We start from the raw sequence: 14,011 nt of genomic DNA on the forward strand, positions 1-14,011 counted from the left end.
CGTGAGTTGCGAGAGCGACTGAATGATCTCGCGGCAGTGGCGGAGCCCGAAAAAAAAGGCGGGCTACGCGTACCGCCTCTGGCGGCATCCTGGCTCGACGATCTCCTGACAGGCACTTCAGCAGAAATGGATGGTGGCTTTCGGGACCGGATAAAACAGTTGCAGGCGGCACAAGGCCTTCGGTCGGAACTCCCCACTGATCTGCAGGCCACTTTGCGCCCCTATCAGGAAGAAGGGTATCTCTGGGCGATGCGTCTGGCCGAGGCTGGCTTCGGTGCTTGCCTGGCTGACGACATGGGGTTGGGGAATACTACTTATCTCCTTGCGAAAGGTCGCTTTGCAGTGGAAGCAGTCATTCAGCGGACTGACCAGCATGTTCTCAAAACTCGTCACTATGGCTGTTGCCTCAGATTTTGAAGAAGCTCTTTTCAAATAAATCGTATAAATTATATTTTTCAAATAGTTGCAGCAACAAAGCTGGCTCAGCATGACAAAGAGATATACAATAGGGCTAGACTTGAAACCAGAACCGCCCAGTTATTGTGCAGAGGGATGCCTTGGCTATGATTCATCTGCGACTATCCTTGGCGCTGAGTTATGAGGTGAATGCGCCCGGAAGCGATTTCATTTTCAACATTCATGCCGCGCAAACGAGGCGGCAGAAAGTGGTTCATGAATCTTTAATCATCAACCAAAATGTACCGTGGAACGTCGAAGACGATCCTTCAACGGGTAACCGCTTTCTACGCCTAAGCGCGGCAACGGGGCTCCTGCAGGTAAGGTACACGGCGTCTGTCGAACTCAGCCATCACATAGCTGAACCGGAACAGGTAGACGAGATTCCAGTGGCGCAATTGCCATTTCAGGTGCTGAGGTATTTATACCCAAGTAGATACTGTCAATCAGATCGTCTCTATCTGCTCGCCATGCGAGAGTTCGGCCACTGTCAAACAGGATATAGCCGTGTGCAGGCAATTTGTGACTGGGTGGCGGGGCGTATTACCTATGTAAAAAACACTTCTGACTCCAACAGCTCTGCTATTGACACACTTATAGAAACGGCGGGGGTTTGTCGCGACTTCGCGCATTTGATGATTGCGCTTTGCCGTGCCAGCAATATTCCCGCACGGTTTGCGACAGGTGTTAATTATGGCATAAATCTGACCTATGACACTTTCGACTTCCATGCTTATGTAGAGGTTTATTTGGTTGGAGGCTGGTATTTATTCGACCCTTCTGGCATCGCGATTCCTATGGGGCTGTTACGATTGGGTACGGGCCGTGATGCCGCTGATGTAGCTTTCGCGACGATTTTTGGAGAGGTGGTATCTTCCCCACCATGGATAGGTATTGAGACTATTGCCGATGCCAATGGTTCTCTTGTCTTGCCGCAGAGGGTGCCCTCCGCTCTGTCGACGGATGACTGGCACTAAGGATTCCCATGATTGAACCATTGCTCTTAACCACGGTTCGCGTGTCGACGTTCGATAATACGCGCCTACTCACGCGCGCCAGTGGTTTTTTTTTCGCCCGAGGCGACCACCTTTTTTTTGTGACCAGCCGGCATGTATTGACTGATAAGCCCAGCAAACATTTCCCCAACCGCATTGAGATTGAACTGCATACCGATGCTGAAAATTTGACCTGTGCAACCGCATTATCTATTGATCTATACCATGATGGTAAGAGTCTATGGCGTCAGGGTAAAGATAGCGGCGGTGAAATTGATGTAGCAGTGATTGAAATCAATCGTAACGACTTACCGGAGTCCGTGGTGATCCAGTGTTTTACACCCGCACATTTGCAGAGTGCGTTCCAAGAAATTGAAGTGGGTAGTTTTTTATTGGTTGTGGGCTTTCCGCTGGGGTTCCATGATACGCTGCACCATTTACCGGTAGTACGGCAAGCCGTTATTGCCTCTTCTTTCGGTTTACGTTTTCAGGGTCAGGGGTATTTTCTAACGGATGCCCGGACACATCGGGGCAGCAGTGGTGCCCCAGTGGTCCTTCGCTCTGCGAACAGGGACCAGAATTTACCGTGGAAACTGCTGGGGGTGCACTCAGCACGTATTGATATGGGCGGAAGAGATGTAGAGGTAGATGAATCGCTGGGCCTTAATTGCACTTGGTACGCCGATATTCTGATGACCCTGACAGCCAATTAAGAATGCGCATATGTGGCTGTAAATTGGTTCGCATCCCACTCCGCATGCTGCAGATACTGAGTTTTTCGTCATGCACAGATAATTGCGTCCAGAAAGAGATGGTGCGCATCATTAGGGCAAAGGTCTATGGTTTCTTTGTATCCAATCCCGGCAGGTTCTCGCCGAAGTAGCCACCCAGTAGACCTACTCCTGCACCAATGAACACTTCTACCGTCCGCATGGCGGCATTTATCCATGGATTCGCTGCGTTCAAATGGGAAAAGATCACAATGATCAAAAGGGCTGAGACGACCTGTCTGCCCCGATCTGCCAATCCGAGCGCCTGACTGATGAGCATAGCCAAAACGATGATCAGTGCCAGATCCCACATATGGGGTGGAAACCAGAACAGATACACCAAGGCCACTGCCACTCCCAGGAAAGTGGACCCCATGGTAGAAAAGAAGCTTTCACGGGTGGCCACGCGATTATCTTTATACACACTCAACACGGTAGCTGCCGCCCACAAGGCCCCCACTACGGCAACACCGCCATGAATGGGGCCAATCATGTCAAACTCGTATCCCAGCAGGTAGGCCGTGATTACCAGAATCGTCACGTAGACACTCCGAACATAAGCATCCCAATGATCCAGACGCTGTTCAGTCTCAAGGACTTTGCGGCGGATAAATTCAGATAACATGTTGTCACGCTCCGATTTTACGGTGGGATAAGCACATTTTCAGCTACCAACAGATTCCGGATCTCTTCCTGACCAACGGGGGCGATGGAGTCTGTCTTAGGTATAGGCTATCCCGAACACAGTCAACCAGTCTGACATGCGTGGGTTGGTTACCGCAAGGCAAAGGCAGCCGATTCATCGGGGACCTGCCTCGCCATAACAAGCTGAACAAGTAAGGATTTTGTTCGGTGGGCAAGATTTCCAGCACCCGTGAGCTGATGCCGCATGAAAGCTATCAGGGGGACCATGTGATCGATGCGGCTACGGTTTGGGTGTTGTCTCTGGTGTATACCGCCGGCCAGTGGCCGCCAGTGAAGCAAAAATACGAAGTGCGGATGCTGCATTTCCGCATGCGCCTGTTACGAAGTGGATAAGCCGGACTATATCTCGAGACTCGGTGGGGTTTTCAATCAGACCTTATGATTAGTCAATTTTCATCAGGGAGCAGCGTCAACAAGGTTGTTTGACCAAAGAATAGATGAAAGTTGTAATTAATAAATTTTTACAAAATGTTAGGAAGCAAACTTCATAGTGTGCAGATAAAAATTCAGAGTCCCACATGGGAGGATGGCTGAAAATAAATTTGTCGTGGGCAAAGGGATTATTGTGGAGCATAATGGTCAAGTATATAAACAGTTAATAATATTCATTCGCAATATCTGGCCCTTCGGCCAAGAAGGAGAAAAATCAGTGAGTGCACAGGATACAGTATTAGTCGTAGGTGCTGGCCCATCTGGCTTATCAGCCGCTGCTACCATCGCATCAATGGGTACGAAGGCCGTCATTGTCGAGAAGGAAGACATTCTCGGCGGTGCCCCTATTATTTCTGGTTACGCCAAACTCGTGCCTTCCGGTGAGTGGGCCAAAGACGCTATTGGCCGTATGGTCAGTCGGGTAGAAAGGGATGGCAATGTGGCCATCCACAAATCGACCAAGGTGACCATGCTTGAAGGTGAAGCCGGCAATTTTACGGCGACTCTGAGCAATGGTGAAAAGGTCGAGGCCGGGTCCATTGTGCTGGGAACAGGTTTCACCCACTTTGATTCAATCAATAAACCGGAATGGGGTTTTGGTACCTATGAAGACGTGCTGACCACTACCCAGTTGGAACAAATGGTCGGCACCGGCCAGATTCGTTGTCCTTCGGATGGTCGCGTGCCGGAGCGTATAGCGATTTTGCTTTGCGTCGGTTCGCGCGATCGCCAGATTGGCCGTGAATGGTGCTCGAAGATTTGTTGCACGGTTTCCATTAATCTGGCGATGGAAATCAAGGAGATCTCACCGAGTACGGATGTGTTCATCTATTACATGGACATACGTACATTTGGGCTCTATGAAGAGTTCTATTGGAAAAGTCAGGAAGAATTCAAAACCAAGTACATCAAAGCTCGTATTGCTGAAGTCACCCGATCTCCAGATGGACGTCTTCTGGTTAAAGGTGAGGATACGCTAGTGAAGCGACCTATCGTGATTCCCATGGATATCGTGGTTCACGCTATCGGTATGGACCCTAACGTTCTAAATGCGGAAATTGCCAAGACTTTTGGTATTGATCTCGAAAAACATGGTTTTATTGATCGTGCCGAACAATATACCAATAGCCAGGGTACAACCCGTAAAGGCATCTATGTCTGCGGTGCGGCCACTGGGCCAGAAACCATTGATGATTCCATTACACAAGGCCAGTCTGCTGGCTCACGTGCGGTTGGTGATCTATACCGTCAGCAAGAAATGGTCAGCTGATATCCATAAAGGCAAAGGCAGGAACGAAGTATATATCGTCCTGCTACGCTGCTCCTCAAGTTCGAAAAGGTGCTTTTACCGGGTGTCCCTGAGGGCCATAGTGATAGAAAAAGTTTCTTTGCGTGAATACCATACAACAACACATCTTTATGATATAGCACTGGAAGACCAACTTGTTGTCGGCCTATGTGCCCTTGAGGAAGACCATACCTGTGTGGAATCCATCGCGGGATGAGAATACATAATTAACTTTATTTCTACGGAAAATTAGAATAAGACATCTATTATTTCGTCATTTTTTGATATATTCCGAGTCCGACCAATGCTAAAACAGATGCCAGAATAATGACAGCGGGATAGGGTGGTAATGAAATGTTTTCTAAACCGGCCTTTAATAAAAAACCAGCCCATCGATGCCTACAGAAATGATAATAATCGCATAAATTTTTACCACACCACCTGTTATTTCCTTCTGGCCTGGCGTAATTTGAGTTCTCGGAAGATAAATCTCTTCCTTGATAATGTAACGAACGACCTCGACAACTGCCATTGCTATAACCACTGAACTGATTGTACTCAGTAGAGTTTCTGATAGCGATTTGTCGAATCTCAAAGCATTCCATAAATTCCATATGGACCAAGCCATTAGCGACCATGCTGTTAGAAAAATCAGGCAGGCTGTAGCTATGAAGCTGATAGCAATTAGTTTTTCAAAGAATGGTTTCAACTTCTTTTCCTTGCTTGGGAGCTTCACTGTATTTGATCATGGTTTAATCTAGGTAAACATCAGCCGTATGCTCGCGGCGATCATCCATGAGCGGAATCATGTCCTGGGGTAATTCAGTACCATCCAAAGTAATGCGCACCACCTGTACGGACGAAGTGCTCATTCCATGGACGGTAATATGGTACATTGTGTCACGGTAGCGGTAGTGGACTTTGTAGGATTTCCAATCTGCTGGAATGCAGGGCTTGATATGCAGGTGATCAACTTCGAGCGACAGACCCAGCAAGGTTTCAATCGTTAACCGATACATCCAGCCCGCTGCGCCGGTGTACCAAGTCCAGCCACCACGCCCAATGTGCGGTGTGGCGCCATAAATATCGGCGCACATCACATAGGGTTCTACTCTATAGCAGGCCATAGATTCAGCGCTACTTCCATGAAGGACTGGGTTGAGCATGTCAAACAACTCCCAGGCCCGTACTTTGTCTCCCATTTGGGCAAAAGCCATGGCGGCCCAAATGGCAGCGTGGGTATATTGTCCACCGTTTTCGCGCACACCAGGTACATAGCCTTTAATGTAACCGGGTTCGAGTGCCGACCGGTCGAAGGGTGGATTGAGTAACTGGATAAGCTGCGCATCGCGACGAACCAAATGTTTGTCCAATGCGGCCATAGCCTGTCGTGCCCGCAAGGGATCACCTGCGCTAGAGAGGATGGACCAACTCTGACTGATGGAATCAATTTGGCATTCGTCATTCGTAGCAGAGCCAAGGGGCGTTCCATCATCAAAATAAGCCCGCCGATACCAAGCACCGTCCCAGGCATTTTTTTCTATGTTCTCCTGTAATACGGCAGCCTGTTGCACGCAAAGATCAACCATGGTGCTGTCACCCCGGCTGCGCGCGAGACCAGAAAACTGCTGTAGATTCTGAATCAGGAACCACGCCAGCCAGACACTCTCACCCCGACCCTCGTGACCGACCAGATTCATCCCGTCATTCCAGTCGCCACAGCCCATCAGAGGTAAGCCATGGACACCTAATCGTAAACCGTTTTTGAGCGCCCGAACGCAATGATCATAGAGGCTGGCAGATTCAGCAGAGCGCTGGGGTTGATCGTAGTAGGACTCTTCCTCGGAATTCAGTTCGCGGCCTTCGAGAAAATGAATGGGTTCGTCAAGAATGCCAGAATCGCCGGTAGCCATCACAAAGCGACAGGTGGCATAGGGTAACCAGAGATAGTCATCGGAAATATGGGTGCGCACCCCTTGGCCGTGGGGCGGGTGCCACCAGTGTTGGACATCTCCTTGACAGAATTGGCGCTCTGCACAACGGATCAGTTGCTCTCGGGCCAGTTCGGGGGTCGTGTGGATCAGCGCCATGCTATCTTGTAGTTGATCACGAAAACCGTAGGCCCCGCCCGACTGGTAGTAGCCGCTGCGGCCCCAGAGTCTGCTGGAGATGGTTTGGTAGAGCAGCCACCCGTTTGCTAATACGTTCAGTGCAGGATCCGGGGTTTCCACATAGATCGTACCTAAGGTCCGGCTCCAGTATTCCTGTACCCCGGCCAAAGCTTGCCGCGCATACTCTCTATTGGCGAAGCGGTCTGAATATTGCTGCGCTTCGTCGGTGCTGGCCGCAGTACCAAAAACAAACACGATTTCGCGCTCCGCGCCTTCAGCCAGGTGAATCGGCGTTTGTATGGCGGCACAGGGATCAAAACCCGCCCCTGTTTTATCTGACAGACGGCTGCGGTACAGTGCCGCAGCTTTGGCAAGCGTACCGTTACGGCCGATAAACTCGCTGCGGTTGCCCGTGATCGTACGCTCCCGTTCACTGGTCTGAACGAAAACGACCCGATGTCCGCACTCGCGCCCATATTCATTATGGGCATACAGTGCACCGTTGTGCGGATCGCTTTCGGTGACGATATGCATCATATTGGCATGACGCCACTCGCCGAGCACCAGTTCCCAGTATGCCGTCAGCGAAAGCCTTCGCGGGCGCTTGGAATGGTTGTGCAGTTTGACCACTACGAATTTCACTGGCGCGTCCATCGCGACGTAAGTGGTCATTTCTGAAGAGATCCCCGACTCATAATGTTCAAAAATAGTGTATCCAAATCCGTGGCGGCACACATATCCGGACTGACCGCTGGCGGGCAGTGGAGAGGGTGACCAAAATACTCCTGTGTCCTCGTCGCGGATATACAGAGCTTCGCCACTACTGTCACTGAGCGGATCGTTGTGCCATGTGGTCAGACGGAATTCATGAGCGTTTTCGACCCAGGTATAGGCGCCACCGCTCTCGCTGATGACCGTGCCGATGTGCGGGCTGGCGATCACATTAGCCCAAGGAGCGGGTGTATTTTGGCCCGGCTCCATACTGATAACGTATTCACGTCCATCGGCCGTGAATCCACCCAACCCGTTGAAAAAAATGCGTTCACGCGGAAGCAGCGGTTGTATTGTTTCGACGGCTGGGGGTGACTGCGGATTCAGCGGAGCAGGGAAGTGATCCCCTGGTACCCGCCGTTCCACCTGCTCTATGAGTGAGCCGGCGCTGTCGGTGAGGATAATACGCGCGGCGGTCTGAAACAGCACGCGATCCTCTTCAGAAAGTTCTTCGGCGCGGCGTAAGAAGACGCCACCAGGTTTGTCGATGACTTGTGCTTCCGGACCCGCGTGAATCAAGCCCATTATCTGATCTTGCAGCGTGGCCCGGTAGCTGGTGAAATCTTCGTTGACGATCACCAGATCGGTCGTCAGTCCTTTCAGTCGCCAATATGCATGGGCCTGCAGCATTTGTTTTACTAAATTGATGCGGTTTAATTGGCTGACGCGCAGCAGGACAATCGGTAAATCGCCTGATATCCCAAAGCGCCACAGGCCGGATTGTCCTAACTGATTACGGGCAATCACACTGGGCGCGGCCCGCCGCAGGGCACTGGCGTACACCACGGAATTGGCTAGGCGTCCAAACACCTGGGCATCGGCTTCACTGGCGCTCAGATGACGGAGCACTTCCTGACTCTGGAACCAGGCCATTTCAAAAGCACGTTCCACCAGGTGACGATCACCATACTTCTCCAGCAGGGCAATAGCGGCCTCACGCGTGTCGGCCATTCCGGAAATGATCTGTACCGTCGCGGACTCGTCTACGCCAAGCGTCAGCGTACGACGGATGGCCACAACGGGGTCTAATACAGGACCCTCGCTATTTGATAATGTAGCCTGTTGTAGGCTGTCGAAGACGCGCGGATGCTCGGCGGTACGACCACGGCCGATGAACTGTGCGCGATCAGTTTCGTAAGACGCTGCGCTGACTGCAACTCCGGGCGCAGCAAAGAGATGAAACATCCAAGGCACTTGCTCGTCCGGCGAGCGACGACGTCGGGTACAGAGAATCGCATTGTGCTTTGACAGAATTTCGGTCTGAACGAATAGATTGCTGAATGCACGGTGAGCAAGGTCGGCATTCAACGGTGCGAGGACAATCTCGGTATAACTTGTTAACTCTATCTGACGAATGCGCGGGGAGACATTGGTGAGCGTCACACGGCGGATCTCTACATTGTCCTCCGGCGCAACGCTGACCTCCATATAGCTCTCTATCATTTGATCACGACGACGGTATTCCGCCCGTGCTTGGACGAAAATCGCCTCATAGTGATCGGCTTTGATTCGGGTGGGTTGATGGGTCGTCGACCAAAAGTGTCCGGAATGACGGTCACGCAGATAAATGAAGGTTCCCCAGGCATCTGTGGCGGTATCCTCGCGCCAGCGGTTCACGGCGAGACCGTCAAGATGGCTGTAACCGCTGCCGGCGTGGTTGATCATGATGTGGTAGCGGCCATTCGATAAAAGGTGGACTTCTGGCATGGACGTGTCCGGATTGCTGTATACGCGCATTATTGCGGTGATTTCGACGCTGGACACGTTTGCTGCAGCGCTAACTTCAGCTGCATGGGGATGAAACGTAGCCTCTTGCCTGGGCAGACGCTCTTGCAACAATAACTGAGTGGCCTGCATGCCGGGATCAGATAAAAACCGGCGCTGCATTGGCTGATTGAGAAGCACATGGGCAAAAGCCAGGAGACTCATGCCTTGATGATGAGCCATAAAGGTTCGGACAATGGCATGACTCTCGCCCGGTGGCACCCGGGATGGCGTGTAATCGATGGCTTCGTAAAATCCATAGGCGCCGAGAAACCCCTGCGCCGCAAGATTCTGCAAGTTGGTGCAGGCCTCCCACGGCATCACAGTCAGTGCCAGCGCGCTGGCATAAGGTGCAATCACCAAATCATCGCCGAGCCCGCGTTTGAAACCAAGACCGGGAACCCCAAAGGCCCGGTATTGATAGACTTGATGCATGTCCACGGCGTTGAAACAGGATTCCGATATTCCCCAAGGTACGCTGCGTTGGCGCCCATATTCTATTTGGCGGGAGACGGCCGCTTTGCAGGTCTGGTAGAGCAGTGTGTTGGGGAAATCCGGCATGATCAATTGCGGCATGAGATACTCAAACATCGAGCCACTCCATGAAATCAAGCATAGTTCACCGCCGTGGCTCGTCAACAGGCGCCCCAGCGAAAACCAATGCTTCTGAGGTGCTTGTCCTTGTGCAATAAGCAGAAAACTGGCCAGGCGTGCTTCTGATGCCAGCAGGTCGTAGCAGGATGGATCACGGCGCCGTTCCCCGACATCATAGCCAATGGCCAGCAGGTCGCGCGCAGGGTCGTAAAGAAATTCAAAATCCATCGCCGCCAACGCGCGGCAGCGCTCCACCAACTGATCGATGACTCTTATCCGTTCTGCGGCAGCTGCCTGGGCATCTGCCGTCCCCGTGGCAATACCATGGGCTAATTCGGTCAGTGTCAGGGTATTGTTCACATCCCGCGCATCAGGGACGAGGATTTTGAGATCCAGCGCCAAAGCCTGACATTGTTGATAAAATGCCTGCGCCCAGTAAGCACAGTCGCTATCTGCCGGAACATCGGCGGGGAGTCCGTTCACGAGATCGCCGCTGATCCTTTGAATAGCGGCAAGCTGGTGATGGGCATCCTCCAGGGATGGGGGGCATCCGTTGAGCGTCATGGCAGACAACACATCTTGCAGTGCAAGGACTTTGTTGGCCAGATCTGTCATGGGGATGTCGTGGATGCATGTTGCCAACAGATACAGCGTATCCTGCAGGCCCGCAAAGGCGTTGTCCGGCAACACCGGATGAGTTTTGAGCGCGTTCAACCCTGCTTGCAGGGTGAGCAGGCAGCCGCCGAGATTACCGCTGTCCACTGCTGAGATATATTGCGGACTCAGTATTTGCAGGGTGCGCGTGTCATACCAATTATAGAAGTGACCGTGATAGCGTTCCAATTGCTCCATGGTTGTCACGGTGTTTTCAGTCAATTGGAGGAGCTTGCCGATAGTAATATAACCAAAATCATAGGCAGCCAGACTGGCCAGCAGCGACATGCCCATGTTGGTCGGTGAGGTTCGCGAGGCAATGGCCGTCGTTGGATACTCCTGAAAATTATCGGGCGGTAACCAGTGCTCCGCAGGGCCGACAAAGTCATCAAAAAAACGCCAGGTACGTCGTGCTGATAGCCGCAGAAAGCGTCGCTGTATATCATTCAGATCGGTGACACCGGTCCGCAACGGCTGACTGATCCACCATGCGATAACTGGTGAAAACAGCCACAACCCTAAAATGGGCATACTGAACAGTAACGTCGAGGGTGAACTGATCCCCAGGCTGGTGGCAGTCACCAAGGCTATTCCGAGGAGGATGGCGAGCAGTGGTGCACTCCAGAGCTCCCTGAAAAAATCTCCGGGGGTATGACAGGCGTTACGGCTGCGGTACGAAGGCAGTTGCCAAAGCAACAATCCCCGACGGGTGAAAGGCATTCGTATGCCTGAGCGCAGAATGGCATCCAGACTCATCACTGCGTCATAGGGCAGCAGTGCGACCGTCAGCAGTGCTGAGAATAGCGGGCGACTTGCCGAAGCCCTGGTCAAGGAGAGATGTGCCGCCCAGTCGAGGTCTTGAGGCTTGCGAAAGAGGTCGATGAGCGGCGAAAGCAGGGCTGGCACGAGGATGATCCCGGTAACCAAGGTAGTCCATAACCAGGAGAAGGCTGGATCCAGAAGCCAGCCCCCCGCCAGCAGCAGCAACAGTGCGGATGACACCAGGCTGCGGCGAAGATTGTCAAAAATTTTCCATATCGACAAGCCGGATAGCGGATTGGTCAGACGCTGCGCCCGCATACCGTTGGTGGTTGGAGCACCGGGTACCGACGGCAATAGCCAGCCGATAATCTGCCAGTCACCCCGAATCCATCGGTGTCGACGGGAGACTTCTGCGGTATAACTGCCAGGCAATTCTTCAATCAGAACGACGTTGGTCGCCAGTGCCGCACGGGCATACCCGCCTTCCAGCAAATCGTGACTGAGGATAAGGTTTTCTGGAAAACGGCCATCAACCGCCTGGCGGAAGGCATCTACAGCGTAGATGCCCTTGCCGATAAATGAGCCTTCGCTGAAAATATCCTGATAGACATCGGACACCTCGCGCGTATAGGGGTCAATCCCAGAATCCCCAGCCATGAGTTTAGTAAATAGCGATTGACCGGCGCTGGTCAGGTCGATCGCTACACGGGGCTGAATGATCGCGTAGCCATCGACGATGCGGCCCTTATCGACGTCATATACGGCTTGGTTGAGTGGATGCGCCATATGACCGATGAGTGCCCGCGCCGTGTCACGGGGCAATTGGGTGTCGGTATCGAGGGTGATGACATAACGGATGCTGCCGAGGATGGACAAGTCGCCGACCTGCTCTGAGAATGCTGCCGCCTCTGCGGCCCCTCTCAGCAGCGCATTAAATTGTTCCAGTTTGCCGCGTTTGCGTTCGTAGCCCATCCACACCTGTTCAAATGGGTTCCAGACTCGGGGCCGGTGAAACCAATAAAACAGGCCGGGGCGATCATCAATATAGCGAGCGTTGAGGGTCTGAATAGCGACACGTGCGTAGTCGATCAATAAAGCATCTTCCGGTCTGGTCTGCTCTCCCGCATCCCGAAAATCCGTCAGTAACGCAAAGTAAATATTGGAATCGCGGTTTCCAAGGTAGCGGATTTCCTGGGCCTCCAGCAACGCGTCAATTTCCTGTGGCGAACTCAGCAGTGTCGGGATAACGACCATGCAGCGGTGCGCATCAGGAACACCCTGCGAAAAATCCATCTGTGGCAAGGCGCCGGGCGCCATAAAAAGAGTGATCAGGCGATGTACCAGAGAAACCGCCAAAGCCGAAATACTCACAACCCCGACCATACCTAGCCACCAGATACGCCAGTCGGTGGGGCTGAGGCTCTCAAGAGGGACACGCAAAATCAAGCTGATCAGCACCGTCAACAGAAGTATGGCGCTGATATACAAGGAAAGGCGGAGATGATCGCCCATTCGTCTGGCCGCTGACCGCCATTCAAAATGGCAGCCCATCGCCAGATCAAGACGCTGCCGACCCCGATCCAGCAGGTAATAGCCGACATGTGCAGATCGATCTTCTCTGCCTGCTTGCTGCGATGCCGCCTGGGCAAGTGCAATCGCTTTCTCCGCTACCGCCAGCTCATCACGCCCACTGCTGCGTGCAATATCTTCAATAGCGTGGCGATATCGATCGCGTGTTGCGAAATCCTGTCCGTCGTATATGCCCATCGGGTCCTGGCGCAGGCTTTGTTCGACAACACTGTACGCTTCGACATGAATTCGCCAGTCCATAGCCGCGAGAAAATTCAGGCTTCCAATGCTGTTTGCCATGGATATCTGGTTGGCGGCGGACTTTCTGGCGGATACTTCAGACAACTGGGTCGCGGTTATGCCCTGTTCAAGTAATTTATGTTCGACCCACGTTTGCACGAATGCCATAGCGGGACCGTAGGCTTGCAATCTGGCGTAAAACTCCTCCACAAACGGCGCCGTCAAGGGCATATCTGCGTGCGCAAATTCGGCAAGTAGCTGAATCAGCAGTTTCGGCTCTTTTTCTGCGGCGGCGAGCATGCGATCCGCCCAGACCATCGCGGCATTGCGTTCCTCCCGCCGACAAGCAACGTTCAGACTAGCGCGACGCAGGTTTTCCAGTAACGCCAATTGCAGCATAATCGGGAAGGCCCATAATTCGCCCAGCGTTAATGCCGTAATGGTCTGATAAGCATGGATATAGGCGCTGACGTTATCTCCGTCGACGCGGGCATCCTGATGCGCAATCAATTCAGAGGCGAGGTCGTAGACACGGGGGAACCCCGCCAAGCTGCCGGATTGCAGGCGTGGCAGTTGCTTGCCATAACCGACAGGCAAATGCCTTCGGGCCAGAATGATTTGCTGCTCAATGAGGTAGAAATTATCAAGCAGCCAGATCTCGCCAGACAGTGTCCGCTGCACAGCCTGCGCGGTCCCTACGGTGAGCACGTCATAAGCTGCACGTAGAACATCGGCATTGTCGGCCAAGCGTGGTAGCAGGCGATCTGGCCTAGGGTATGGATCAATAGCATGTTGACCAGCCAACATTACCGCATGTTGTTTCAGTTGTTCAACGCTGAACAGATCCGAGCGTAACAAGTCCATATCCGACGCATTGTTCAGGGCGTTTTTTACGCAGGA

8 protein-coding genes are annotated in these 14,011 nt (G+C 52.6%); 5 read left to right on the forward strand and 3 right to left on the reverse strand.

Going from position 1 to position 14,011, the window contains the following annotated elements:
- The 3 genes from HAP95_RS01690 to HAP95_RS01700 form a co-directional block, all read left to right on the forward strand.
- Positions 1 to 417: DEAD/DEAH box helicase family protein (locus HAP95_RS01690; protein WP_215882695.1), on the forward strand; the 417-nt coding region annotated here is incomplete at its 5' end.
- 146 nt (positions 418 to 563) lie between these two features.
- Complete coding sequence (locus HAP95_RS01695) at positions 564 to 1,433, forward strand: transglutaminase-like domain-containing protein (protein WP_215882696.1); 870 nt, start codon at positions 564 to 566, stop codon at positions 1,431 to 1,433.
- An 8-nt stretch (positions 1,434 to 1,441) separates the two neighbouring features.
- The gene (locus HAP95_RS01700) at positions 1,442 to 2,164 is read left to right on the forward strand and encodes a S1 family peptidase (RefSeq protein WP_193649310.1); all 723 of its coding nucleotides are present in this window, start codon (positions 1,442 to 1,444) and stop codon (positions 2,162 to 2,164) included.
- Between the two features lie 124 nt (positions 2,165 to 2,288).
- Here the strand turns inward: HAP95_RS01700 and HAP95_RS01705 are convergent, their stop codons facing one another.
- Positions 2,289 to 2,846 carry an FUSC family protein gene (locus tag HAP95_RS01705; RefSeq protein ID WP_215882697.1) on the reverse strand — a complete coding sequence of 186 codons (558 nt, stop codon included), beginning with the start codon at positions 2,844 to 2,846 and terminating at the stop codon, positions 2,289 to 2,291.
- Between the two features lie 227 nt (positions 2,847 to 3,073).
- Here HAP95_RS01705 and HAP95_RS01710 point away from each other — a divergent pair, with 227 nt between their 5' ends.
- Together HAP95_RS01710 and HAP95_RS01715 are read left to right on the forward strand one after the other, a co-directional pair.
- Positions 3,074 to 3,259 (forward strand): hypothetical protein, encoded by a 186-nt coding sequence (locus HAP95_RS01710; protein WP_215882698.1) that lies wholly within the window; start codon positions 3,074 to 3,076, stop codon positions 3,257 to 3,259.
- Between the two features lie 316 nt (positions 3,260 to 3,575).
- Positions 3,576 to 4,628 carry a CoB--CoM heterodisulfide reductase iron-sulfur subunit A family protein gene (locus HAP95_RS01715; protein ID WP_215882795.1) on the forward strand — a complete coding sequence of 351 codons (1,053 nt, stop codon included), beginning with the start codon at positions 3,576 to 3,578 and terminating at the stop codon, positions 4,626 to 4,628.
- Positions 4,629 to 5,019: 391 nt separating this feature from the next.
- On the opposite strand, the gene HAP95_RS01720 is transcribed toward HAP95_RS01715, so the two are convergent.
- Together HAP95_RS01720 and HAP95_RS01725 are read right to left on the reverse strand one after the other, a co-directional pair.
- Complete coding sequence (locus tag HAP95_RS01720) at positions 5,020 to 5,355, reverse strand: hypothetical protein (RefSeq protein WP_226832421.1); 336 nt, start codon at positions 5,353 to 5,355, stop codon at positions 5,020 to 5,022.
- Positions 5,356 to 5,398: 43 nt separating this feature from the next.
- A complete protein-coding gene (locus HAP95_RS01725; RefSeq protein WP_226832422.1) occupies positions 5,399 to 13,975 on the reverse strand; it encodes a GH36-type glycosyl hydrolase domain-containing protein in 8,577 nt (2,858 codons plus the stop codon).
- Positions 13,976 to 14,011: the final 36 nt, after the last annotated feature.

This window comes from Acidithiobacillus sulfurivorans, from assembly GCF_018853815.1.
Taxonomy (GTDB): Bacteria; Pseudomonadota; Gammaproteobacteria; order Acidithiobacillales; family Acidithiobacillaceae; genus Acidithiobacillus; species Acidithiobacillus sulfurivorans.

What these genes read in the sequence shown, in the direction of transcription:
- HAP95_RS01695 (WP_215882696.1), top strand. Translation starts at nt 564, where the DNA reads ATGATTCATCTGCGACTATCCTTGGCGCTGAGTTATGAGGTGAATGCG.
- HAP95_RS01700 (WP_193649310.1), top strand. Translation starts at nt 1,442, where the DNA reads ATGATTGAACCATTGCTCTTAACCACGGTTCGCGTGTCGACGTTCGAT.
- HAP95_RS01705 (WP_215882697.1), bottom strand. Translation starts at nt 2,846, where the DNA reads ATGTTATCTGAATTTATCCGCCGCAAAGTCCTTGAGACTGAACAGCGT.
- HAP95_RS01725 (WP_226832422.1), bottom strand. Translation starts at nt 13,975, where the DNA reads ATGGACTTGTTACGCTCGGATCTGTTCAGCGTTGAACAACTGAAACAA.